Annotated in this window: 21 protein-coding genes; 2 read left to right on the top strand and 19 right to left on the bottom strand. The window is 54.3% G+C overall.

Going from position 1 to position 23,638, the window contains the following annotated elements:
* Positions 1-4: 4 nt before the first annotated feature.
* The 13 genes from tap to flhD form a co-directional block, all read right to left on the bottom strand.
* A complete protein-coding gene (tap, locus tag JZ655_RS12810) occupies positions 5-1,606 on the bottom strand; it encodes a methyl-accepting chemotaxis protein IV (protein ID WP_046885089.1) in 1,602 nt (533 codons plus the stop codon).
* A gap of 44 nt (positions 1,607-1,650) precedes the next feature.
* Complete coding sequence (gene tar / locus JZ655_RS12815) at positions 1,651-3,318, bottom strand: methyl-accepting chemotaxis protein II (protein WP_207291979.1); 1,668 nt, start codon at positions 3,316-3,318, stop codon at positions 1,651-1,653.
* A gap of 83 nt (positions 3,319-3,401) precedes the next feature.
* A complete protein-coding gene (locus JZ655_RS12820; protein WP_207291980.1) occupies positions 3,402-4,367 on the bottom strand; it encodes a Csu type fimbrial protein in 966 nt (321 codons plus the stop codon).
* A complete protein-coding gene (locus tag JZ655_RS12825) occupies positions 4,364-6,745 on the bottom strand; it encodes a fimbria/pilus outer membrane usher protein (protein ID WP_207291981.1) in 2,382 nt (793 codons plus the stop codon). Before JZ655_RS12825 ends, JZ655_RS12820 begins: the two co-directional genes overlap by 4 nt.
* Positions 6,721-7,479, bottom strand: a complete 759-nt coding sequence (locus JZ655_RS12830; protein WP_040075086.1) for a fimbrial biogenesis chaperone — start codon at positions 7,477-7,479, stop codon at positions 6,721-6,723. Before JZ655_RS12830 ends, JZ655_RS12825 begins: the two co-directional genes overlap by 25 nt.
* A 15-nt stretch (positions 7,480-7,494) precedes the next feature.
* Positions 7,495-7,998, bottom strand: a complete 504-nt coding sequence (locus JZ655_RS12835) for a Csu type fimbrial protein (RefSeq protein ID WP_425352491.1) — start codon at positions 7,996-7,998, stop codon at positions 7,495-7,497.
* Positions 7,999-8,054: 56 nt separating this feature from the next.
* Complete coding sequence (locus JZ655_RS12840; protein ID WP_040075084.1) at positions 8,055-8,624, bottom strand: Csu type fimbrial protein; 570 nt, start codon at positions 8,622-8,624, stop codon at positions 8,055-8,057.
* 453 nt (positions 8,625-9,077) lie between these two features.
* Complete coding sequence (gene cheW, locus JZ655_RS12845; RefSeq protein ID WP_040075083.1) at positions 9,078-9,581, bottom strand: chemotaxis protein CheW; 504 nt, start codon at positions 9,579-9,581, stop codon at positions 9,078-9,080.
* Positions 9,582-9,602: 21 nt separating this feature from the next.
* A complete protein-coding gene (gene cheA, locus JZ655_RS12850) occupies positions 9,603-11,621 on the bottom strand; it encodes a chemotaxis protein CheA (protein ID WP_207291983.1) in 2,019 nt (672 codons plus the stop codon).
* 4 nt (positions 11,622-11,625) lie between these two features.
* Complete coding sequence (gene motB, locus JZ655_RS12855) at positions 11,626-12,555, bottom strand: flagellar motor protein MotB (protein WP_046885083.1); 930 nt, start codon at positions 12,553-12,555, stop codon at positions 11,626-11,628.
* The gene (motA, locus tag JZ655_RS12860) at positions 12,552-13,439 is read right to left on the bottom strand and encodes a flagellar motor stator protein MotA (RefSeq protein WP_040075080.1); all 888 of its coding nucleotides are present in this window, start codon (positions 13,437-13,439) and stop codon (positions 12,552-12,554) included. The genes motB and motA overlap by 4 nt, the downstream gene beginning before the upstream one ends.
* A 123-nt stretch (positions 13,440-13,562) precedes the next feature.
* Positions 13,563-14,141 carry a flagellar transcriptional regulator FlhC gene (flhC, locus tag JZ655_RS12865; RefSeq protein ID WP_207293845.1) on the bottom strand — a complete coding sequence of 193 codons (579 nt, stop codon included), beginning with the start codon at positions 14,139-14,141 and terminating at the stop codon, positions 13,563-13,565.
* A gap of 2 nt (positions 14,142-14,143) precedes the next feature.
* Positions 14,144-14,494: a flagellar transcriptional regulator FlhD gene (gene flhD / locus JZ655_RS12870; RefSeq protein ID WP_040075078.1), complete on the bottom strand. Its 351-nt coding sequence runs from the start codon at positions 14,492-14,494 to the stop codon at positions 14,144-14,146.
* A 791-nt stretch (positions 14,495-15,285) separates the two neighbouring features.
* On the opposite strand from flhD, the gene uspC reads away from it, so the two are divergent.
* Complete coding sequence (gene uspC / locus JZ655_RS12875; protein WP_207291984.1) at positions 15,286-15,714, top strand: universal stress protein UspC; 429 nt, start codon at positions 15,286-15,288, stop codon at positions 15,712-15,714.
* A gap of 19 nt (positions 15,715-15,733) precedes the next feature.
* Here the strand turns inward: uspC and otsA are convergent, their stop codons facing one another.
* The 6 genes from otsA to JZ655_RS12905 form a co-directional block, all read right to left on the bottom strand.
* Entirely contained in the window at positions 15,734-17,158 is a 1,425-nt protein-coding gene (gene otsA / locus JZ655_RS12880) for an alpha,alpha-trehalose-phosphate synthase (protein ID WP_207291985.1), read from the bottom strand.
* A complete protein-coding gene (gene otsB, locus JZ655_RS12885; protein WP_207291986.1) occupies positions 17,133-17,939 on the bottom strand; it encodes a trehalose-phosphatase in 807 nt (268 codons plus the stop codon). Before otsB ends, otsA begins: the two co-directional genes overlap by 26 nt.
* Positions 17,940-18,112: 173 nt before the next feature.
* Entirely contained in the window at positions 18,113-19,093 is a 981-nt protein-coding gene (gene araH / locus JZ655_RS12890; protein WP_040075074.1) for an arabinose ABC transporter permease AraH, read from the bottom strand.
* A 14-nt stretch (positions 19,094-19,107) separates the two neighbouring features.
* A complete protein-coding gene (araG, locus tag JZ655_RS12895; RefSeq protein WP_207291987.1) occupies positions 19,108-20,622 on the bottom strand; it encodes an L-arabinose ABC transporter ATP-binding protein AraG in 1,515 nt (504 codons plus the stop codon).
* A gap of 69 nt (positions 20,623-20,691) precedes the next feature.
* On the bottom strand, positions 20,692-21,681 hold the full coding sequence (gene araF / locus JZ655_RS12900) for an arabinose ABC transporter substrate-binding protein AraF (protein WP_046885078.1): 990 nt from the start codon (positions 21,679-21,681) through the stop codon (positions 20,692-20,694).
* A 316-nt stretch (positions 21,682-21,997) separates the two neighbouring features.
* Positions 21,998-22,555, bottom strand: coding sequence for a DJ-1/PfpI family protein (locus JZ655_RS12905; RefSeq protein ID WP_207291988.1), 558 nt, complete (start codon positions 22,553-22,555; stop codon positions 21,998-22,000).
* A 535-nt stretch (positions 22,556-23,090) separates the two neighbouring features.
* Here JZ655_RS12905 and JZ655_RS12910 point away from each other — a divergent pair.
* Entirely contained in the window at positions 23,091-23,594 is a 504-nt protein-coding gene (locus tag JZ655_RS12910) for a non-heme ferritin-like protein (RefSeq protein WP_040075070.1), read from the top strand.
* The last annotated feature ends 44 nt before the right edge of the window (positions 23,595-23,638 follow it).

Raw genomic sequence — 23,638 nt, forward strand, 5'->3', positions numbered from 1 at the left:
ACTTTCAGGATCCCACTGGCACGGCTTGTGACCGTCCGACTTCTGTTACTTTTACGACCTGCTCACTTACATTAAAAACGGCCACCAGCGAGGTCAGGTGATCCGCCTGGTTGGCTAACTGGTCGGTAGCGGCGGCCGCCTCTTCTACAAGGGCGGCGTTCTGTTGCGTTACCTGATCCATCTGGCTTACGGCCTGGGCAACCTGTTCAATTCCCCGGCGCTGCTCATCCGATGCGGAGGCAATCTCTCCCATAATGTCGTTCACCCGCGTCACCGAACTGACGATCTCCGTCATGGTCTTCGCGGCGGTGTCTACCAGTTCGGAACCCTGCTGAACGCGGGAGACCGATTCTTCAATCAGCACTTTGATCTCTTTTGCCGCGTTGGCGCTCCGGCTGGCCAGATTACGTACCTCACCGGCGACAACGGCAAATCCCCGTCCCTGCTCCCCGGCTCGGGCAGCTTCGACCGCCGCGTTCAGCGCCAGGATGTTGGTCTGGAACGCGATACCGTCAATCACGCTAATAATGTCGCCAATTTTCTGCGAGCTGGTGGCGATATCCGACATGGTGCGCGCCACGTGGGTTGCTTGATCGCCCCCTTTTTTCGCCGTCTGCGCAGCGCTCTGCGCCAGGCCAGATGCCTGGCGAGCGTTGTCGGCGTTCTGACTGACGGTCGCCGTCAGCTGTTCCATGCTGGCTGCCGTCTGCGCCAGCGAGGCCGCCTGCTGCTCGGTGCGGGAAGAGAGATCATTGTTGCCTTCGGCGATCTCTGAAATCCCGGTGTGCATGGCATAGCTACCCTGCCGCACATTACTCACCGTTTCCCGTAACGATCCCTGCATCGCCTTCAGGCTGGCAAAGATCGCCGATATTTCGTTTTTACCGTACACCGCCACCGGACGGGCAAGATCGCCTTTGGCGATGCTGTCGAAATGGCTGCTGATGATCGCCAGCGGCTGCACGATCATCCTGCGCGACCAGAACAGCGCCGCGCTGGTCAGCAGCGCGGCCAGAATCACCACGGTGGTGAAGATCACACCGGACATGTGATAACTGGTGCGGCTGTCGGCCCCCGCCTTCTCGACGAAGTGGTTAATCTCCAGTTGCCAGGCATTGAAACTCTTATCAAACGCCGCCTGCGACTCCTGCACCGGCGCGGTGAGGAAGTCCGACAGCTGATTGTTTTCAAGCCATGTGGCCTGGTGCTCCAGATCGCCGTGCCACTGGGCATACCCTTTCTGCATGTCTGTACGCAGTTTTTTACCCTGCTCACTGAGGGTATCCTGCGCGATAAAAGCCTTAAACATCGTGTCAGCCTGCTTCAGGCTGTCGCGCGCGGTTACCATCAGCGCTTTAATGTCATCCGGCGGATAACTCAGCGCGGTTAAAGTTCCCGCCTTGTTGAGCGCGGTGCTGGCCTGTAAAAGCACGGCGCGGGTCTGCGCCAGTGCGGAGCGTTGTTGATTGCTGGTCTCGACTTCCTGCAAATTCTGATAGCCATCGCGAAACGCCCAAAAAGACAACCCGTTACTGCCAACCTGCAACACACCGCAAAGGATCAGAATCAAAAACAGTGTGGTCGAGATACGAATACGATTTAACATCCACGCTCCCATTCAGCGGCCAGCAGCCGCGGTTTAAATTTCAGTCAAAATGATTCCCAGTTCTCTTCTTGTCCGGCTGTCGGCACGCGCAAGCTGCCTGGCGCGGCGGCGGATGCCGTCGTACCAGGGTTTCTGCGGGCTGAAACCAATTTTGTAGGTGCTGCAGTAAGACGAAACGCCGAGACGGCCATCTTCAGACGACTCGCCTGGTCTTCCAGCGCAGCGGCCGCCGCAGCGGACTCCTGCACCAGCGCGGCGTTTTGTTGTGTTACCCGATCCATCTCTGATACCGCCAGAGCGACCTGATCGATACCCCGGCTCTGTTCATCAGATGCCGAAGCGATTTCACCCATGATGTCGTTTACGCGGGTCACCGCATTCACGATGTCATTCATGGTCTCGCCGGCGGTTTCGACCAGCACCGAGCCGGTATCCACACGCGAGACGGAGTCTTCGATTAACGCTTTGATCTCTTTGGCGGCATTGGCGCTGCGGCTGGCGAGGTTACGTACCTCTCCTGCTACCACAGCGAAGCCACGCCCCTGCTCACCGGCGCGGGCAGCTTCTACCGCGGCGTTGAGGGCTAAAATATTGGTCTGGAAAGCAATACCGTCGATCACGCTGATGATGTCGGCGATTTTTCGCGAACTATCGGCAATCTCGTGCATGGTTTTCACCACGCCATCTACCACTTTCCCGCCGCGCTGGGCAGTTTCCGACGCACTTTCTGCCAGATGCGAGGCCTGACGCGCATTGTCGGCGTTTTGTTTTACCGTCGCGGTCAGCTGTTCCATGCTGGCGGCGGTCTCCTCCAGCGCGGAAGCTTGCTGCTCGGTACGGGAGGAGAGGTCATTGTTACCCATGGCGATTTCGCTGGTGCCGTCGTAGATGGCATCAGAGCCGTGACGCACATTGGTTACCGTTTCGCTAAGGGAGCGCTGCATATGATCCACGCTGCTGGCCAGTTCGCTGATTTCGTTGCGCCCGGAAATCACCAGCGTCTGGGTCAAATCGCCGCTGGCAATGTCACGGATATGGGTAATGACGCGCCCCAGCGGGTTGAGCAGAATATGGCGAATGCCGTACCAGACGCCGACCAGCACAATGACCAGCGCCAGTGCCAGCGATGCCATTTGCCATTTAGCAAACTGGTAGTCATTGGCGCTTTCGCTAAAGGCGGTGTGATACTGTTCGGCGCTGGCTTTGGCGTAGTCGCCAAGCGCGGCGCCGAGCGCGTTCTGCATCCCCTGCGTCGGCTGGGCAAAGTAGGCATCCATGTTCCCGCTTTCGAGGAACTGAATCAGCTCCGCCAGCGCGGCAGCATAGTTGCGGTACTTCTCTTCAATATTGTTACTGGCATCGACCATCGTCGGTAGCGGCGCGATAGCCTTAAAGGCCTCGTAGTGTTTACCGGCTTCATCCAGCGTGGTACGCGCATTCTTCAGCAGTTCCGTTTTGGCACTGCTCTGCTGGTTATTAGGATCCATCATCATCCGGGCGGAGGAGCGGCTGAGGTTGATGCGGGTTTGCAGCATCAGATCCCAGGTGGTGGTCAGCTCGCTTTGTTGCAGGCGTAAATCATTGGATGCGGCGAAGCTCTCCTGATTTTCCTTTAATGATGAGAAAAAGAGACCGCCGGAAATCAGCTGCAGAAGTGCGAAGACAACCAGCACTAACATCAGCATTGTGACAACGCGCATACGGTTCAACATACAACACCTTCTCCTGGATTGGTTATCGGTGTTATCGGCACAGCTGACGGGAACTTTACATTTGCGAAAGGGAAAAGCGCGGCTTAGAAGGCGACATCAACAATCAGGGTATCGGTGTAACTACCGGCGGGCGGGGTGGCCTGGGTCGTCAGGACTTTGGCGGTGTAATTATAGGTACGCAGCAGGCCATCGGCACTGACCTGTGAGGAGGTGCCGCTGGACCAGCGCTCCGAACCGCTGCTTCCCCAGCGGTTGGCAGTGGCGCCTTTATAGATGTCATAGCTCATGCGGTTACTGCCGCTGGCCATTTGCCGCACGTTGTTAAGGGCGTTAGCGCCATTGTTAATGCCAATGGTGTAAACGCTGCCCTTGGTACAGGAGACAGAGATTGCCTGCGAGACCGTGGGGAAATTTTGCACCAGCGGCGCACTGTTGAAGTTGATATCCGGCGTGGTCATGGCGCTACAGTCATTGGTGACATTGATATCCACCGCGATGCTGGTGGTGACCGTACCGGTTTGCGGCGTAAGGCATAATCCGACCGCCCCCACCGAGCAGACATTGTAATAGATGCTGAAATTGAGGGTGACCCGATAGGGTCCGGCGGTGACATTCTGCCCGGCCAGGGTACGAAAATAGAGCGGAATATTATACTGCCGGCTGCCCAGCAGACCCAGCAGCGTGTTGCCGCTCCAGGTGTAGGTTCTGCCGATCTGCACTTCGTTAGCGGTATTACACCCGGAGGCGCCGCACAGCCGGACAGGGATGACGTCGGTGATTGCCGCATTATCGGTGCGTTTCAGGGTCGCGCGATTCGACGCGGCAATGGTGGCCCCGGTGTACGTTAAGGTGATGGAGTCGTTGGTCAGCAAATTCAGTATTGCATCGCAGTTCACGACCAGCGTGCCGGTGGTCTGCACTTCATTGCTACCGCTCAGCGCAAAAGAGGTCACGCTGCCAAAGTTGGCGTTCAGGGTGCTGGCAGTACAGGCTCCCCAGCTGGCGCCGGAGAGCATCAGCAGCACAAAGAGCAGTAGCAGGCGCTTCATGGCGTCAGCCTGCAGGTAAGTGGACCGTATGTCTGCAGCTTATGGTCCGGGTTGGCGGCCAGTGTGAGGGTGACCTTGCAGGTTTTGCCTTCCGGGGTGCGCACCTCTAACGGATTGATGTCGTTCAGATCCTCGAGCCAGGCGATACCGTCATACCCCACGGTAGCGTTGGAGTGCGACGCCCGTCGAACCTGACTGCCCAACGGAATAGCATGCCCTTCCCCATCGTGCAGAATCACGCTGGCGACGCGCTCCTGTTCCATCGGAAAATCAACCAGATAACCGCTATTACGGCGCAGGGCGACCCGGCGTTCGGTCTCTTTCAGCCGGGTATCGGCAGGGAGATCGAGAGTGTTAATGCTGTAGCTGGCGGGATAATAGGCCGAGACGCCGCTAACCAGCAGATAGCCATTCCTGTTCGTTTTTCCGACCGGCTGGTTTTCATAGCTGACCGGCACGTCCGGCTGCCCGTCGGTGCTGATGACTACGAAGGCGTCGTTGATCTTATTGGCGGCAAAGAGTTCGCCATCCATCAGCACCACCGAACCTAACGCTTCGCCCCACCAGGTCATCATGTCACGTTCGCCGTAACCGCCGCCCTGCACTTCAATATTGTTATTGCGCCAGCCCAGCGACGCCTGCTGATAGTTGCTGGAGCGGGACTGCCGCGCCAGCGCCATGTTCCAGCTAAAGCCGCCGTCGGTCGGCATCGAATGGTTGTAATTGAGACGCTGGGTACTGCCCGAATCCGGCGTATTCTCCAGAGTTACCGCAGCACTGTCGCGCTCGCCAAGCGGAATTTGCAACGACATGGCCACGGTCCAGTCGCCGCGCTGCTGATCCCGGCTGGCGGCCAGATAGATACTGCTGCTGCCCCAGAGATTGCGGCTCCAGGAGAGGTTAAGCAGCTCGGTTTTCTGGCTATCAAAACTCTCTACGCCAATCCATGCCGCACCGATGTTGCCGTAATCGCCGAGGTTAACGCTCACGGAGTATTGATCCGTATTGCGGCTGAGACTGGCAATAGGCTGGTTGTATTCGTCATAAATCGTAGGCTGATCGTACAGCGCCAGGTTACCAAAGCCGCGATCGCGGCGGCTGTGCTGGGTAGCAAGACTGAATGCGCTGGTACTGTACTGATAACCCCAGTTGATCTGCTCCCCGTCGTCGCCGCGCATTCGGCTGTGAGACAAGGCGGTATTCACTACCCCAAAGCGACCCAGTTTAACCACCGTGCCTGCCCCGCCAAGAGCCAGCTCCTCCGCCCCCTCAACGTGTCCTTCAAGAGTGAGCCAGTCGGTCAAACCATAGCGGTAGGATCCGCTGCCCGCCGCCGGGCCGTAGTCGAAATTTTCAATCCCGTAGTTACGTCGCAGGCTCCCGAGGGTTATCGCCCCGTCGCTCAGCCCCTCTTTGAGCAGTTCGCTGGTGACGTAAAACGGAAGTGTGGTGCTTACCTGGCGACCAAGCGCGTCGGTGGTGACCAGAACCGCATCACCCGCGCCGTTGATATAAGGAAGGTTGGTCAGGGTGAAGGGGCCCGGCTGTAATCGGGTGGAGCCAGCCCGGTAGCCATTCACAAAGAGATCCACCGACGTTGGCACCGCCGCCTCGCCGGAAAATTCCGGCAGTGGCCAGGTCACAAGATCCGGGCGCAGCGAGAAGTCACGGCCGTAGCTGATACCGCCCATGCGCACGCTGCTGCTCCAGCTCAGGGCATCGCTGATCACATCCCCGGCGCTCCAGGTGATGGCGTCATCTTCATTGGTTACCAGCAGCGTCGTGTCGTAGCGCACATACCCCTCCTGCTGGCCACCGCCAGAGAAGTTTTGCCGGTAATAACCGGTCGAGGATAATGAACCCCGGTCGTCAAAATAGCGGAATTCATGCCAGAGAGAGGCTTGCCCGCCCGCGTGCTCGGTTTTGCTGGAGTAGAAGTCATAGTTCAGCAGCGCCCCTCTGCCGTAACGCGGTTTGCTCTGGGCAGGCGTGCCGCCGAAGGGGGTAACCCTGGCAGAGATCCAGTCTCGCGGCACGCTCAGCAATAGACGCTGGCCGGCGCTATCATATTCGGTTCTGACGCCGGTTAGCTGCGCCAGATTGACCTCGCCTGGCGGCACTTTTTCCGGCGGTAGTCCGGCGCGCAGCAGATCGGCGCTGGAGATCCAGAACTCACCGTTACGCTGGCTCACAGGCACTACCTGTCCGGTGTCGTAATGGTTAACGATCAACCCCAGTTGAAATACGGCTTCGTCATTTAACGACTGCGGTGCAGGTGGCGGCGGTAAAGCGTCATCGCCGGTTTCTGCCCAGCTTGCGGTCGACAGACAAAGCAGCATCATCATGGTCGGTTTCAGTTGACGGGGGCCGACTGCCATCGCGTATCCCGGGCATTAATTTCCGCACTCATCTGTCCCGGCTGGCCAATCCCGGCAGGCAACGGCCAGCTGCGTTCGCTGCCCGGTAAAACATAGCCGAGCAAACCATCCGCGATAGTTCGTTGCTGCCCGCCCTGCGAAAGGGTGACCTTGCTTAAGCGAACATGCACGTCGCTGCGGTTACGCACCTGTAGCGCCGGTTGTCCATTGTCGCGAACTACTCGCCAGCTCAGGGCATTGGTATCGACCAGAGCGTGATGCTCACCCTCTTTAATGGTCGGGATCCCCTGTCCATAAACAAACAGCGGAATGGAGTAACGCATCTGCAGTTTCAGGCCCATTTGCGGCGTCGCGTTGTCCTGAGGCTGGGGAATTTCATCGACAATAATCCGGTAGGCCTGCTCGACGCCCACCGGCACATCACCTTGTTTAATCAGACGAATCAGCTGTTTACTGCCTTTCGCGATGGTGACGATAGGAGGGCTGGCGACCACATCCTGCTGCGCGGTGTAGCGCTCAAGGCCATTCTCCTGCCGCCAGCGCACAATGCGCACCTGCATGGTGGTGGCGCTGTTTCCCTGATTCTGCACCCACAGCTCGGTCGCTTTGGTATCCGCAGAGAGCCAGGGATCGATTGGCCAGAGTAGAATGGTTGCCGCGCCGTGCGCCGTGCCTGCCGTGATGCCCAGCGCCATGGCTAACGCCAGCGCCCTGCCGGATGCAAATATCCTCATCGTCCTTCTCCCTATTCACCATGACAAGGTCACGGTGAGTTGATCTGAATAGTTTCCTGCCGGGCTAAAGCCGGTCAGAAGCGCCACGCCAAAAAGTGGCAAGGCAATGTTATTGCTATTGGTATAGGCCACAGGAATGGCCTGGTTTACGCCGATTTCACTGTTGGCCCCAAGCGAACTGCTGCTGTAGAGGCGGTACGCCACGCGCTGAGTTCCTCCGCTGCGCTGCATGTTCCGTACCGAGGTGTAATACTGGCCACCGTCGATAGTCATGCTCAGCGCCACGCCGGGTGTACAGGCAATGCTGAGCGCGCCGTTAGGGACAAAACTGGTGCTGACCTGGCCTCTCTCCACCCCGGAGCGGGTACCAAAGTTGAGCGTCCCTAACACACTGCCCGTGCCAGCCATCACCGAGCATCCGGGAGTGATGGTGGCGTTAACCCTGAACTGCTGGGTGGTGATCGCCTGAGCGCTCTGTGTCACCAGCAGCGCCAGGCTTAGGCAGAAAAATGTGCGCAGCTTCCCCTTACCCCGTGGCCGGAGCGATGCACTCTCTACGCGCATTGCGGGACAGCTTAATAGGTGACGCTAACGTTGATGGTATCGGTGTAGGTGCCGGGAACAACCGTCACGCTGTTGCCACCACCGGTAATTCGGCCATACAGCGTATAGCTGTTTACGCCCCCAGCGGTGGATGCAATCGGAAGCGGTGCGTTATTGGCAATGATATTGTTGTACCCGCTGTCGCTAAACAGACTATAAGCCACGCCCTGTGCGGCATTGGCCGTATTCACCAGATAGCGCGTTGGGGTCCCTGGCGTACCCACTACCGTACCAGGGGCCGTGGAGTTGGTGTTGCCGGTAATGGCGACCGTATAACTGTCGGTGGTGCACTGGATGGTAAAGGTATTGCCGCCGCTGGCCCCGGTAAGCTGGGTAGTCAGGGTGGAGAAAGTCGCCGGGTGAGTACCGAAGTCCAGAGTACCGAAGTTAATGCCGTTTTGCGTTGGCGATCCGTTGATCAAGCATCCGTTGGTCAACGTCAGGGTTGCGCCAATCGTCCCGCTGCTGGTTACCGCCTGCGCCGAACCGGCACTTAACGCCAACAATGAACCTGTGAATATCGTGAGAAGTTTCCTGTTCATTTTCCACCCTCCAGAAAATGTTATCAGCCTTTGTCTATTTGGCTAACGCATAATTGGTGCTGACTCATTATTGTTATTTATGAGTCACTAAAATGAATTTGGTTTACGGAACGACAATCAGCCACTTTTATTGCACTCTATCGGAAAAAACGGGTGTCAATTTTTAATGTGCATCAAAAACAATAACTTAAGGCAATCCCACTTTTCCAGGATCGCTGTTTTTTAGCGTTTTAGCGATTTAATTTATGATCATGTTCGCAATTCAGGGCGCTGAAAGCTTTCAGGATAAATAGCCTGAAGGGGTTATATTTAAACTCTTATAATAAACAGTTAAGGATAGCTAAATAATAGGCGGGCTATTTATTCGAAATATATTTTGCAGAGGCGTTTTTTTTACGAGGAAAAAGCAGAAAAGGGATAAAAAAACGGGAGGGATTCCCCTCCCGTTACACATCAGGCTACGTGCGTCGCGGCAATGTCCAGCAGTGCCATCTCATCGCTGTTCAGTAACTTCTCGATGTTCACCAGAATCAGCATCCGCTCACCCAGCGCACCCAAACCGGTCAGGTACTCGGTTGACAGCGTCACCGCGAATTCTGGTGCCGGGCGAATCTGATCGGCAGTCAGGGAGAGGACATCAGAGACGCCATCCACCACAATGCCCACCACACGCTGACCGAGATTCAGTACGATCACGACGGTGTTATCGTCATAATCCACGTCGCCCTGGCTGAACTTCACGCGCAGATCGACGATCGGCACGATGACGCCACGCAGGTTCGTTACGCCTTTAATGAATTCAGGCGTGTTAGCAATGCGAGTGACCTGATCATAGCCACGGATCTCCTGCACTTTCAGAATATCGATACCGTATTCTTCGTCACCTAAAGTGAATACCAGGAATTCCTGCCCTGACGGCTCGCCGGCCAGCTTGGTTACATTACTCATACCGGTCATGTTATTACCTTCTTAACAGTATCAGGCGGCTGTGTACGCCACACGTTGTTCACGATTTAAACCCTGAAGCGCCGAAACATCGACGATCAGCGCCACGCTGCCATCCCCAAGGATGGTGGCGGCTGAAATTCCAGGCACTTTGCGGTAGTTGCTTTCCAGGTTCTTCACCACGACCTGGTGCTGGCCAATCAGCTGATCGACCAGCAGCGCATAACGACGACCCGCGCTCTGCAGAATGACCACAATCCCCTGCGTCGCCTCGGTTTTGGCCCCTGCCACATCGAACACTTTCCACAATTCCACCAGCGGCAGGTACTCGCCACGCACTTCCAGTACGCGCTCACCACCCGCCAGCGGATGCAGATCTTCTTCGCGCGGCTGCAGTGATTCCATTACTGCGTTCAACGGCAGAATGAACACTTCGCCTGCCACTTTGACTGACATACCGTCGAGGATCGCCAGGGTCAGCGGCAGCAGGATACGAATAGTGGTACCGGAGCCCTGCTTAGACTGAATCTCAACGTGGCCGCCCATCTCCTGGATGTTACGTTTCACCACGTCCATGCCCACACCGCGGCCAGAGACGTCGGTCACCTGCTCGGCGGTGGAGAAGCCAGGGGCGAAGATCAGCATGCCCACTTCTTCGTCGGTCATGTTTTCACTGACTGCCATCCCCTGGGAGATCGCCTTCGCCAGAATACGCTCGCGGTTAAGGCCTGCCCCGTCATCGGTCACTTCGATGCAGATGTTTCCGCCCTGGTGTTCCGCAGAGAGAATCAGATTCCCGACCGGTGATTTACCTGCGTTCACGCGGGTTTCCGGCAGCTCGATGCCGTGGTCGAGGCTGTTACGCACCAGGTGCGTTAACGGATCGATAATGCGCTCGATCAGGCTCTTATCCAGCTCGGTGGAGCTGCCCATTAGAGTCAGTTCGATCTGCTTATTCAGCTTGCCCGCGAGGTCACGCACCAGACGCGGGAAGCGGCTGAAGACGTATTCCATCGGCATCATACGGATCGACATAACCGATTCTTGCAGATCACGGGCGTTGCGTTGCAGCTGGCCCATGCTGGTGATCAGGTCACCGTGGTTGACCGGATCCAGCTCGTTCGAGCGCTGGGCCAACATTGACTGGGTAATCACTAGCTCGCCCACCAGGTTGATCAGCTGATCGACTTTTTCAACCGCCACGCGGATGCTGGTCGATTCGCTGGAGCGCGCCGCCGGTTTTTCCGCGCGGTTTGGCGCGGCCGCTTCGCGAGGCGCGGCTTTTACTGCCGGTGCGGCAGGAACGACGGCCGGTGCAGCCGGGGTTTCGGCAACCGCGACCACCTCAACGGCGGCTGGCTCGACGGCAGCTGGCGTTTCAAAGCTAATCTGATCCGGTTCAATCACGAAGCAGAGCACCGCCACAACATCATCTTTACCGATGTCGCCATTCAGGGTCGCGGCAAGGGTATCTTTCCCTTTCACCACGTCGCTCAGCGTAGCGAGGTTGCTCAGCTCTTCTTCGAGAAGGTTAACTTCGCTCTCTTTCAGACCAGACAGCACGATACGCAGACGATCGTCCTGGGCTGGTACCGCGGCAGGGGCGGTCTCTACAACGCTCAGTTTCGCCGGCGCAACGGCAGGTACCGCCGCTTCGCCTTTGGCTTCCAGCGCTAACTGGCGCAGAGCGTTGCAGATATATTCAAAGCTGGCGGCATCCGGCTCTTGCGAGCTTTTATAGGCGTCGAGCTGTTCCTGCATAATATCTTTGGTTTCCAAAAACAGGTTGATAATATCGGTATTGAGCTGCATCTCACCGCGCCGCGCTTCATCCAGCAGGTTCTCCATTAAATGGGTCGTCTCCTGCAGAATGGTGAAACCAAAGGTTCCGGCGCCTCCTTTTATAGAGTGCGCAGCACGAAAGATGGCGTTGAGCTGCTCAGAGTCCGGTGCTTCGGGCACCAGGTCCAGCAGGTGTTGCTCCATATCAGCCAACAGTTCGTCGGCTTCATCAAAAAACGTCTGGTAAAAATCGCTAATATCCATGCTCACGCTATCACCTCGGATTGGCTGGTGGCGATGTTGGAACGGCAGCCGAAGGCAAGGCGCCAGGCTGTTTCAAATCATCCAGTGACTCACTCTGACTCTCGGCGTTTTCATGCAGGATGGCCTGCTCCGCCTGGTTGTTGAGCACTAAAAGACTAATACGACGGTTAATGGCATCATCCGGGCCGCGATCGCTCATGCGCATGGTTGCGGCCATGCCGACAACCCGCAGCACTTTGCCATCGTCCAGGCCACCTATCACTAATTCGCGGCGGGAGGCGTTAGCGCGATCCGCAGAGAGCTCCCAGTTGCTATACCCTTTTTCACCGTTGGCATACGGGAAGTCATCGGTGTGGCCGGAGAGGCTAATTCGGTTCGGGATCCCGTTCAGCACCGGGGCGATCCCGCGCAGAATATCGCGCATGTAGGGCTCCACTTCGGCGCTGCCGGTTTTAAACATCGGGCGATTCTGGCTGTCGATGATTTGAATACGCAGCCCTTCCTGCACCAGATCGATCTTCAAATGCGGACGCAGCGCACGCAGTTTCGGATCCGCCTCGATCAACTGGTCGAGATCGCCGCGCAGTTTTTGCAGGCGACTGCGCTCCATGCGTTTTTTCAGCTCGTCGATGTTCGGTTCGCGTTTCACTTCGCCCTTGGACTGGGTGTAGTCATCGCCCCCGCCAGGAATCGGGCTATCGCTATTGGAGATACGCTGCCCACCGGTCACCGCCGTCGCCAGCGGGGTACGGAAGTATTCGGCAATCTGGATCAGCTCTTTCGGGCTGGAGATTGAAATCAGCCACATCACAAGGAAAAACGCCATCATCGCGGTCATAAAGTCCGCATACGCGATTTTCCACGAGCCATGGGAACCGTGCCCATGGCTTTTGTGTTTGCGTTTTTTAACTATGACGATGGGATGGGACTGGTTTTTCATGCGTCCTCAGTGGTCGTCTGTTGGTTGGGGTTTTTCACCGCACGCACGTGTTCTTCCAGTTCGATAAACGACGGACGCTCGCTGGAGTAGAGGGTCTTACGCCCAAATTCCACTGCAATTGGCGGGGCATAGCCATTAAGGTTGGAGAGCAGCGTGATCTTGACGCACTGCATCATCTTGGTGGTTTCGGCGCTCTTCTGACGCAGTACGGAAGCCAGCGGCGAGATAAAGCCGTACGCCAGCAGGATCCCGAGGAAGGTACCCACCATGGCGTGGGCAATCAGCGCCCCCAGCTCTGCCGCGGGACGATCCGCCGAAGCCAGGGCGTGTACCACCCCCATTACCGCGGCCACGATCCCGAACGCCGGCAGGGAATCCCCCACCAATGCCAGGCTATTCGCCGGCACTTCGGATTCGCTTTCATGGGTTTCGATCTCTTCGTCCATCAGGGCTTCGATCTCGAAGGTGTTCATGTTGCCGCTGATGATCAGACGCAGGTAGTCAACGATGAAATCGAGCATGACGGTATCCGCGATAATACGTGGATAGCTCGCGAAGATTTCGCTCTCTTTCGGGTTTTCGATATCCCGTTCAAGCGAGAACATCCCCTGCTGACGCGACTTCGCCATCAGGCGATACAGCAGTGCCAGCAAGTCCATGTACATACTTTTGGTGTATTTAGAACGACGGAACAGCAAAGGTAACGCCTTCAGCGTCCCCTTGATCGCTTTACCGTTGTTACCAACGATAAAGGCCCCCACCCCTGCGCCGCCGATAATGATCAGCTCGGCCGGTTGATAGAGTGCCCCAAGGTGCCCGCCGGTCATCATGTAACCGCCGAAAACTGTACCGAGAACAACCAGGTAACCTAATAAGATAAGCACGACATCATCCTTCCGCTAGTGACTTTCGCAGGATGCGCAGCTCGGGAGGTTTAGCCAAACGGCGGGTAAAAAAAAGCAGCGGTAATCACTTACCGCTGCTGGAATCTTGCCCACACGTAAGGGTTAAACAGCCTGTTCGATCTGTTCATCCAGCAGTTGTGGAATAATATCGGCAGCCTCCCGGGAAAGTTTACGTCTTTTTACGGCTCGGGATGGAGGCTGGCACAAACTACAGGCGAAGCTGCCTGCAGGCTGATGAGCGTGGGTGATAAAGTTGCCGCCGCAGCAGTTGCAGCGAGAGAGTTCCAACATTCCGCTTTCAACGAAACGCACCAGTGTCCAGGCACGCGTCAGTGCCAGCAAAGGCTCCTCTTCCGGCTGTGGACACTGTTCAAGATAGAGTTTGTAGGCTTTGATAACGGCATCAACGCCGCTGCATAAGCCAGTCTTCAGTAAATACTGCCAGGCATTGCAGAACATCGAAGCGTGAATGTTCTGCTCCCAGGTCATAAACCAGTCGGTTGAGAACGGCAGCATGCCTTTCGGCGGAGGGCTACCGCGCAGCTCTTTGTACAGTTTGATAAGGCGACCACGGCTCAGCTGAGTCTCGCTTTCCAGCATTTGCAAACGAGCACCAAGCGTAATCAGTTCCATCGCTAACTGAATGTCTCGCGCTTCCTGAACAATGCTTTTTTCGCTCATCATCAGGCCCTTTTTTTCCTTGCCGCATCATCAGGCTGGCTGATTTCGTTGAGCAGGCGTGTCGAGAGTAAAATACCGGTATGGACCTGTTGCAGATCGTCAACACGGGATTCTTGAGTGAGACGCGTAATAGCCTGAGGATTATCGAAGCGGAACTGGCAAACCAGCTGATTCGTCTCGGCTAATTTAACCATCTGTGGCAGTGTTAATCCGCCCAGAGAGGTCGCCATCTCTTCGTTGATACCCAGTCGGAACATAGCGGACGCCTTGTCCTGGCTAATCAAGCGCTGTGCTAGCAATAAATATGACAAGTTGATGTCATAAACGTGTTTTAGCAACTCGGATGTATGCATTTTTCCCATCCCGAATAACCAACTAATATTTTTATGCGGTGTAACCGCACCCCGTGATGTCGCCGGGAAAAACCCCGGTAAAAAGAAGAAAAGGCTAAAATGCATAGTTGAATTAAGGTTTGTATAGAGTCCGAACGACACGAAAAAATAGATTCCTTTTCTTCGCGTTTATCATTTCTTACAAATAACTAAGATTTTTCCTAATTCGACGCAACTGTACTCGTCCGGTTTGTCACATACAATGCAGCCCTCGCTGAAATTTAAAATAAATGTGATCCACGTCACATAATTTAAGTGAATTTGAGGCAGAAATCCATCAGTATGACTTCTAATTTGCCCTCTTTTTGAACGATTAAGGGAAGAATATATTCTGAACAGACGAATACTCATGCAGAAGTGTTAATAAGTCAGGCACGCATCTTGCCGAGAGCGTCCGTCATCGCCCCCTACGCAATATCAACCATTTCTATGTTAGAAACGTTAATAAAATACTCTTTAAATACAGCTGCATGAGGCATGTCAATAGGTAAACTATTACCTTGCGTTACCATTTTTTTGGTGGTTGATTTTGTTTAAAAGAGGTTGGCCGATGTGGATTGAATTTGTATGATTTCGGTTAAGTGCATGTTTTTTGACTTGCTATGCAGTACACGGATTATTCTTTCTATAAGAATAATTAATGAATAATTATGATTAGCGTCACACTATTGACATGTCTACCCCTTGCGCTGAAAACCATTCCGCGCTAAAGCTGATGAATAGACCGCTCACGCTCTAAAAAGGAGTGTCCAATGCGTTACTCCCATCTGCTTGTTTCTGTTGCTGTTTCTCCTGAAAGCCACTATCTCCTCGCCAAAGCGGTGGCCATCGCCCGCCCTTATCAGGCCAAAATTACGGTGGTTACGCTTAGGGCTGAACCGGAAATGTATAACCAACTCGCAGCGCCAATGCTGGAAGATATTCGTGGGGTTTTACAGGAAGAAACGCAGACATTTTTGAATGAACTTGTCGCGCAGGCAGAATATCCTCTCACCCGCGCAGTGATTGCAACGGGTGAATTGAGCGAATATATTCTCGATATTTGTGAAAAGCAGCAGGTCGATTTAGTGGTATGTGGCAATCATAATCAAAACTTTTTTTCCCGGACTACCTGTTCTGCTAAAAAAATTGTTAGCAGCACTAAAGTCGACGTGCTGTTAATACCGCTCGGCGGTTTATAAAGCCACCGGCGGTATGACCTCAGGCCAGTTTAGGAAAAGTTGCGACCTTTTTTTGGAGATTGCTCTCCACGCTGCGAGCGGTTATTTGATTTAAATCGTCAATAAAACGCGCCTGCCAGCGATCAATATCGTTCTCTTTAATAATTTTCATCATTTCTGCATGACGCGAAATACGTTCCGTTAACGGCATCGTTAATGCGCGGTTGAGTGCGTTCGCCACATCATCGCGGTCATAAGGATTGACGATCAACGCCGAGGTCAATTCGTTCGCCGCGCCGGCAAACTGTGACAGCACCAGCACACCGGGATCGGCAGGATCCTGCGCGGCGACATACTCTTTCGCCACCAGATTCATCCCGTCACGCAATGGCGTAACCAGACCGACCTCCGCATAGCGGAACACCTTCATTAGAATTTTGCGATCAAAATGCTGGTTGAGGTAGTAAAGTGGGGTCCAGCCCAACTGACCATAGCGGCCGTTAATACGCCCTGCTTCGGTCTCCAGCTGATGGCGGATGTCCTGATAAGCCTGCACCTCTCCCCGGGACGTAGGGGCAATCTGGGTGTAACGAATTTTGCCATGATGCTGCGGGAACTTGTCCAACAGGGTTTCAAAGGCAAGGAAACGCTCCGGCAACCCTTTGGAATAGTCCAGACGCTCTACGGAGAAGATATTCTTCACGTTTTTCAGTTCGTTTTTCAGCTGCGCCAGTTTTGGCGGCAGAGGTCCGGAAGCGTCGGCGGCAATCTCGTCAGGTTCAATACCAATCGGATACACTTCGGTGTGGAATCGCTTACCCCAGGCGCTGTAAGAACCATCATCGTGGCTGGTCAGGCGCGTTTTGCTGGCGACACAATCCAGGAAAGCCATCTGATCGTTATCGGTCTGGAAGCCCAGAAGGTCATAATCACACAGCGCTTCCAGCAGCTCTTCTGCAGGCGGCAGCGCGTTAAAGATCTCAGGGGTCGGGAAAGGAATGTGCAGGAAAAAACCGACCCGGTTATTTACGCCACGTTTGCGTAGCTCACCGGCGAAAGGCAGCAGATGATAATCATGTATCCACAGCCTGTCGTCCTCTTCCACCAGCGGCAGCAGTTTGTCTGCCAGCATGCTATTTACCCGGGTATACCCTTCCCAGGACTCACGCTGGAACTTAACCAGATCCAGACGATAGTGAAACGCTGGCCACAGTACGGCATTTGAAAACTGGCAATAGTACTCTTCGTAATCCTGCTCGCTAAGGTTAAACGATGCCCAGGTGATGTTCCCGCGCGTCTCCTTTTTAAGCGGCTGATCCTCGTTGCCTATGTCTCCGCTCCAGCCAAACCAGAGGCCGCCTGCGGCTTTTAACGCCCCAAGTACCCCGACAGCAAGACCACCCGCACTGGCTTTTTTATCGTCCGGCGGTGCGATTCGGTTAGAGACTACGACTAAGCGACCCATAATGATTTCTCCTGTTAGTTTGCGCTATTTCTTCTTCTTGTTTCTGGTTAGCGACTTGTTTAACCCATTCCCAGACGCTGGAGACGCCCTCCAGGCGCCATTTTGCCGCGGTATGACCCGGGCCAACCTTCACAGATAAACCCTCCGCCTGGTTTACCACATTGAATCCGTACTCATCCGTCAGGTCATCGCCGAAAAAGACCGGCGTTTTACCCAAAAACGGCGGTTCTGCCATAAATGCAGCGATGGCCTCACCTTTGTTGATGCCTTTTGGCTTCAACTCCACCACGCATTTACCCGGCTGAAGTGATAGCTGAGGGGTTTTCTCCACCATGCGGGACGCCAGTGCCATGATTTCCGCCTCATACTGCGGCGCGCGCCGATAGTGCAGCGCAAAGGCCATTCCTTTCGCTTCCAGCTCGGTTCCCGGCAATGCGGCAAGCGCGATGGCCAGCTCGGCATGCAGCGATTGAATCAGGCTGGTCGGGAGAGAAATAATATGAGAGTGATCATGGATGTCGCGGCGCTCTGCCCCGTGTACGCCGGCAAGCGGGAAACGGTATGGTGCGGCCAGCTGATCAAGCTCGGCCATTGAACGCCCTGATATCAATGCCAGTGCCCCCTGATTTTGTAGCGCAAGCTGATTAAGCGCCTGTAAGACATCAGGTGGAACAACAACCTCGTCCGGATGTGGTTTTATCGTCGCCAGCGTTCCGTCGAGATCAAAAAAATAAGCAAAATTTCCAGCTAACACAGGCGGTGCAGTTAACGTATCTGCCACACTTGTCCTCCTCACAGTTAATGAGATATCAAGTAACGGATATCTCTACAGCCATGTAAGTATAGACAGTGTGACGCTGCTCGCCATTTGAAGACCCCCTTCCCGCTGCGGCTGGAAGGGGGTTTTGTAGGCAACTACACTTAAAAGTTGGGTCGCCAGAGGGGGATTTTTGCTTAAACTGTGCGCTTCGCTTTTTGCTTATAACGGTCGAAGATCACCGCTGCCAGCAGGATGAGGCCGCGAACCACGTACTGCGAGAACGGGGAGATATTCAACAGGTTCATCGCGTTTTCCACCGTGCCGAGGATCAGGATACCGGCCACGACATATGAGATTTTTCCGATGCCGCCTTTCAGTGAAACCCCGCCTAAAACGCAGGCTGAGATGACAATCAGCTCATAACCGATGGAGGTCATCGGCTGGCCGCTGGTCATACGCGATGCCAGGATAATACCCGCCGCTGCCGACACCAGCCCCGAAAGAACGAAGATAATGATTTTGGTGCGTACAACCGGTACCCCGGCCAGACGCGCCGCCTCTTCATTACCGCCAATGGCGAGGGTATTACGGCCAAAAGTGGTTCTGTTGAGCAGGAAACCAAAGATAATCAGGCACCCGACCGTCAGCCAGATAGGCGCCGGCAGCCCTAACCAGTTGGCATAGCCGAGCGTAAAGAAGCGCTCGTCTTCAATACCCACCGCTTTACCATCCGAAATGATATAGGCCAGCCCACGCACAATCTGCATGGTGGCTAGCGTCGTGATCAGGGCATTGATTTTCAGGCGGGCGATGACAAAGCCGTTCACCAGCCCACTGGCCACACCCAGCAGCAACCCGGCCGCGACGCCAATCCACAGACTTTCGGTCATATTGATGACCACCGCCGTGGTGACCCCGGCGCAGGCGATGACAGAGGCCACCGACAGGTCAAAATCACCGGATGCCAGACAGAACAGCATTCCGCAGGCGACCATCCCGGACATAGAGATAGCCAGCCCCAGCCCCTTCATATTGATAAAGGTGGCAAAGTTGGGCACGAAAATCGCGCAGCCGAGAAACAGTACGGCGAAGACCACCAGCATGCCGTATTGATCCCAGATACGCCCAAAGCTGAAGGCCGATTTTGGCGCTCCGGAAGTTGTGACAGAGGACATCATATTCTCCTTAATCAGGCGACTGCCTGGCTAACTTTAGGCATCGCAAGGCTTAACGCCTGCTGTTCATTCGCCTGTTCATGAAGTAATTCACCGGCGATTTCACCTTCCCGCATTACTACTATGCGGTCGGCAACCCCCAGTACTTCCGGCAGATCGCTGGAGGCGAAGAGCACCGCCACCCCGCGTTTTGCCAGCGCGTAAATCACGTTGTAGATTTCATGCTTCGCCCCGACGTCAATGCCGCGGGTCGGTTCATCCAGCAAAATCACCTTCATCTCTTCCGACAGCCAACGCCCAAGAATCGCCTTCTGCTGGTTACCGCCAGAGAGGTTCATAATCAGCTGTTCGGCACCCGGCGTTTTGATATTCAGAGAACGAATGTGGTGGTCGGCATTGCTCACCTCCCAGCTATCGTTAATCAGGCAGCCGGCGCGGATGGTTTTACGGCGCGCGGAGATATTGATGTTATCGCGCACTGAATGCACCGGGATGATCCCCTCGGCTTTACGATCTTCGGGGCAGAGCATCATCCCCGCACGAATGGCGTGAGCAGGCTTCTGAATATCGATCCGCTGTCCGTCGATATAGACTTGCCCTTCGGTGATACGCGTTCCACCAAACAGCCCTTTCATTAATTCACTGCGCCCTGCTCCCACCAGGCCAAACAGACCGACGATTTCGCCGCTGCGCACCGTCAGGCTAATGGGCTTGCGTACGCCAGGGGCTTTAACCTCCTCCAGACGCAGCAATTCACCGCCATACTGACGCGGCTCCCAGTGATAGATATCCCCCAGGTCGCGGCCCACCATCGCCTGCACCAGCTGATCATGATTGACCTGCTGCATATCAGAGAAGGTGCGCACATAGCGGCCATCTTTAAAGACGGTGATGGCATCGCTGAGGGCAAAAATCTCTTCCATACGGTGGGAGACATATAAAATGACGCGCCCCTCTTTGCGCAGCTCGCGAATCACGCGGAAGAGGTTGTCGATTTCGCGCGCCGAGAGCGAACTGGTCGGTTCATCAAAGGCGATGACTTTGGCATTTCGCGCCAGCGCCTTGGCGATTTCAACCATCTGCCACTGACCAATTGAGAGATACTTAAGCGGCGTCTGCGGGTCAATATCCAGGCCGAGATGCTTAAGCTGCAAACCGGCTTCGTAATTGAGCAGGGAGCGGTTCACAAAACCGCCTTTATGGGGCAACTGGCCGAGATAAATGTTCTCGGCGACCGTCATCTCCGGCACCAGATGCAGTTCCTGATAAATAATCGCCACCCCGGCATTCAGCGCGGCGGTGGTGTCAGCAAACGAGACCTGCTCCCCTTTCAGGGCCAGGCTGCCCGTGGTCGGGGCGTAGTTACCGCTGAGAATTTTCAGCAGGGTAGATTTTCCGGCGCCGTTCTCCCCCATCAGGGCATGAACCTGACCGGCATAGCAATCGAAGCTGATATCGGTAAGGGCATTAACACCGGGGAAGGTTTTGCCGATGCCGCGAAAAGAGAGATAGGGTTCAGACTGTTGCATAACGTCTCCGAAGATCGAGTAGTGAACGTCTGGCCCTCTGCACAGCGCAGAGGGCGCAATCACAGTAACTTATTTACCGCCCAGCCCTTTTTTCTCCAGCTCTGCTTTGAAGTTGTCGCGGGTGATCAGCACCACGTCGGTCACTTCGGTAAACTTCGCCGGCTCTGCGTCTTTGGTCACCCAGTTGTAGAGCATTTCGCTGGATTTATAGCCATGCACGTCCGGGCTTGGCAGCAGAGAACCGTAGAAGCCGGTCGCCTTCGCTTTCGACAGTTCACTTACCGCATCCACGCCATTGATACCGATACCGATAACGTCTGCGGCTTTAAAGCCCTGACCTTCTGTTGCACGCACGCCACCCAGCACGGTGTTATCGTTCATCCCTAACACCAGCCAATGCTTCACTTCAGGGTGCTGTACCAGCATGGAATTCGCGGCATCGAATGCCCCTGGGATATCGTTAGATTTGGTTGGCACTTTGAAGATCTGTTTTTCCGGGAAGCCTGCGGCCTTCAGCGCATCCATGGAGCCGGTGGTACGACGACGCGCGGTATCCAGCTCATCTGCGGTAATCGCCATTACGCCGGTCTCTTTCACGTCCCAGCCGCGCTTTTGCATCTCTTTGTATAACTCTTGCCCCTGACGCTCACCGATTTTGGTGGCGGCCATCATCACCAGCGGTACGGTCTCCATCGGTTGACCTTTGGCGTTGACGAACTGGTCATCAACCGCGATCACTTTCATGTCGTAGCCGCGCGCTTTCGCCATGATGGCCGAGCCCAGTTTGGGATCCGGAGTACAGATGACAAACCCTTTCGCGCCGCTGGCCGCCAGGCTATCGATGGCGTTCAATGTTTTCTCACCGTCCGGCACGGCAATTTTGATCACCTCGAAACCTAAATCCTTGCCGGCTTTGTCAGCAAATTTCCATTCCGTCTGGAACCAGGGCTCCTCTGGTTGTTTCACCAGAAAACCGAGCTTCAGATTCTCTGCCATAGCGGATTGTGACATAACCGCGGCCAGACCAATGGCCGCCAGCGCTTTAGTAAATTTGTGCATGGTAAACTCCAGCTTTAATGTTCTTTTCTGTAGGGAAAACGTATTCAAATTTAATTTTATCGGACTTAAAACAAGGCATTAGCGCCAGCAGGGATTAAAGCGCGTTTGCTTGAGATAGTTTTAGCGGGAAATTAATCATCCATAAGAGAGCGCCATCACACGGCAGAATTACAGTAATTGCGTACATAAATTCAGCGAAAAATGACATAAAAAAAGGGGGTTTTGTCAGACAAATCAAGAGGGGGTAAGCAGGATAATCCATAACTTCAGCTATGATATCCTTGTGAAATGGGCGCCATAGCGCCCGTAAGAAAAATTACCAGGCGTAATAGATATGGTCGGCGTGATCGCGTACCGGAGCTTCGTCTTTTAAAAGACGCGCCGCCAGCGTCAGGGCAAAATCGAACGCATGCCCTAATCCTTTGCCGCTAAGAAGGTGGCCATCTTCTACAACCGGGGCATCAATATAGACGCCATCTTTTACGTCCTGCCAAAGATCGCCTGAACAGACATAGCGGCGCCCTTTTAATAAACCATTGCCGCCCAGTACACGTGCCGCCGCTGAGCAGATGGGGCCGATATATTTACCCATCTCATCGTGTGCCGCCACAAAGCGCACCACCTCCTCACTGGCGGCCAGATGGATACTGCCCTGCGGCCCGCCGGGCAGGACAACGGCGTCGTAGCGGGTCTCGCGCTTTTCACTCAGGGTGCTGTCTGCCACCATGGGAATATTATGGTAACTCACTACCGCACGCGACTCAGCGCAGGCCAGCGTCTCGACCTCAATGTGCATGCGACGCAGGATATCAATGGTAATAATCGCTTCTGCTTCTTCAAAACCGGGTGCCAGCAGCACCGCCACCTTTGCCATAAACCACTCCCGTATCCAACAAAGATAAAACAATGTTTCATTTTTACAGAAGTTTTGCCAGCAAACCTCATGATGGATCACAGAACGGGCTAAAGCAGGAGAAAGACTTTTGAAGATGGCGCTTAGCCGTCGTTGTGCTGAATAAATAACCAACGCGTGTGAACTGAGACAGGGACACTGGTTTTTATTGCTTGGATCATTTTTCTCAAGCGCATAAAAACAGGGGGGATTGATAAAGACCCATCCGGATCAATAAATGGAAATTAATTTTATATATCAACATGTTATAAGAAACATAACTACCAACTAAATTGTCAACATCTTCCCTGCGTTAAGTTTTATAAATTAAGAGTAATGAACGGTAAGAATATATTTATAAGGATTTTCTTATAAAAGCGCCAGGGGTATTATAATTTGTGTTAAGTGCACTTAATGAATATTTCTCATCTTTCATCTTCTGAAGAGCAACTATATTTATAAGCCCTTCGAGGTGAAATTTACCCCGTTCAAGACCCCCAAATAAAAGGAAGTTATTATGGTTGTTCAGGTCATGATGAAGAAACTTAACACCCAGATGAATCGGGAGTATTACGCTTCTAATCTTTATCTCCGCCTCAGTGAATGGTGCTCACACAACAGTCTGAATGGTACAGCAACATTTTTGCGTACCCAGGCGCAGAGCAACGTCACTCAGATGATGCGGGTATTTGACTTTATAAAAGCCTCTGGCGCCATGCCGGTTCTTGAAGCCATTGATTTGTGCGACGAAGATTACTCCACGCTGGAAGCACTCTTTCAGCGAACGCTTGAAGATTATGAACAGCGCCATCATAACCTTGCGGAATTAACGCAGGATGCCAGAGCGTTGAAAGATAGCAGCACGCTCAATTTCCTGCAGGAAATTAAACAAGAACAGCAGCAAGATGGCCTGTTATTAAAAGCGGTACTCGACGAAGTGAAGAATGCCCGCCAGGCGGGCTTATGTCAGGAACAGACCGACCGACATCTCCTGAATATTGTCAGCCATCAGCACCATTAATCCTCCTGTTGCTTAAACGCCCGGCTCCGCCGGGCTTTTTTATG

Source organism: Leclercia pneumoniae (assembly GCF_017348915.1).
GTDB lineage: Bacteria > Pseudomonadota > Gammaproteobacteria > Enterobacterales > Enterobacteriaceae > Enterobacter > Enterobacter pneumoniae.